Genomic DNA, 1,825 nt, shown 5'->3' with positions numbered 1-1,825 from the left:
ACTATGATTCCATTTGGACTGGTTCCAAACACGGTTGCCTGGTTGCTTATTTTTCCGGCATTGATGTCGGCTTGTTTAATTACATAGATTCCTATAAAGGTGTGTTCGTCGGTTTCATTTACGTCTAATGTAATTGGTCCTCCTGTCATAACTAGTCCTGGAAGTGGGTCGCTAACGGTTATGTTTGTTAGTGGGGTGTTTCCGGTATTGGTTATTTTAAATTTATAGGTTATGGTTTCTCCTGCATTGGCATATCCGCTTTTGTTTTCGTCATTGAATATGGCTGTTTTTATCACGGCTATCGATGGTACGGCTACAAAGATGGTTACTTTGGCACTAACGCAATTGTTTCTGTTGATTAGATCACAAATTTGGTAGTTTAGGGTATAGGTGCCTCCTGCTGTGTTTGGTGCTACATCTATGGTTCCGTCTACGTTTAGTGTGATTCCTGATAATACGTTGAGGCTTTTTATTGTTACAACTGCTGGGTTGTTTATTTGGTTGCCGTTTAGTTTATCATTGTCTAATACGTTGATTACTTCTAGTGATCCGTTTATTCCATCGGCATAGAGTACGTTGTCATCTTGGGCATCTATCGCTGCTGCTCCTACTTCTATTACTGAGGTTACTTCATCACAGTTTGTTGGATTGGTTACTTCGCATATTTTGTATTTTACATCATAATTTCCGGCTGGCGTATTTGGAGCTATTGTTACGGTTCCATCTGGATTTAATGTTAATCCTGTTGGTACAGTTACTGGCGTTAATACTACGTCGCCTGGGTTTGTTCCTATTACTACATCTACTCCGTTTAATTTATCATTTGCGGTTAACGCTGGAGTTTTTCCTCCTGTGTTTCCATTAATTGGTGTTGTCGTTTCTGTGTTCGCTTTGATTACAGGTTGACTTACTACAACTACTGAAGTTACTTCATCACAATTTGTTGGATTGGTTACTTCGCATATTTTGTATTTTACATCGTAATTTCCTGCTGGCGTGTTTGGAGCAATTGCTACAGTTCCATCTGGATTTAATGTTAATCCTGTTGGTACAGTTACTGGCGTTAATACTACGTCGCCTGGGTTTGTTCCTATTACTACATCTACTCCGTTTAATTTATCATTTGCGGTTAACGCTGGAGTTTTTCCTCCTGTGTTTCCATTAATTGGTGTTGTCGTTTCTGTATTCGCTTTGATTACGGGATTATCTACGATTATCTTAACTGTTGATGTACTACAATTTGAAATATTTGCAAGATCACAAATAGTATAATCAAATGTATAAGTTCCTGATGGTGTATGTGGATTTACACTTACTTCACCAGTAGTTGTATCAAAATTTACTCCAGAAGGCAATGTAGTTGCTAAAGTGATTTTCACTTGATTTGATATCACACTAACGCAATTCAATAAATCATTATTCAAAACGTTTGATACAGCAATACCTCCAACATAACCATTTATTGAAACTCCTAAATCATCATTAGATTTAATTGGACCAAACACAGTTATTGTTTGTGTACAATTAGAGATATTATTATTACTATCTGTTACTGTCCAAGTCACTGTTGTAATTCCAATTGGGAACACGGCAGGAGCATCATTAACCACTGAAGCAATTCCACAATTATCAGTAACAGTTGGTGTACTTAAGACTATTGTTGCTGTACACAAACCTGCATCTGTATTAGCTATAACCGCCACTGGGCAAGTGATAACTGGTTTTTCGGTATCGGTTATCGTAATGATTTGCTCACATGATGCCGAGATATTACCTGAAGCATCTGTTGCTGTCCATACTATTGTTGTTTTTCCTACTGGATATA

Annotated in this window: 1 protein-coding gene; it reads right to left on the bottom strand. The window is 37.6% G+C overall.

Going from position 1 to position 1,825, the window contains the following annotated elements:
- On the bottom strand, positions 1–1,825 hold a 1,825-nt coding region (locus IW20_RS25080; RefSeq protein ID WP_035629098.1), incomplete at both ends, for a DUF7507 domain-containing protein.

The sequence above is a fragment of the Flavobacterium hydatis genome, assembly GCF_000737695.1.
In the GTDB taxonomy this organism is placed as follows: Bacteria; Bacteroidota; Bacteroidia; order Flavobacteriales; family Flavobacteriaceae; genus Flavobacterium; species Flavobacterium hydatis.
The sequence above is the reverse complement of the archived record's forward strand: the minus strand, read 5'-3'. Positions and strand labels throughout refer to the sequence as shown.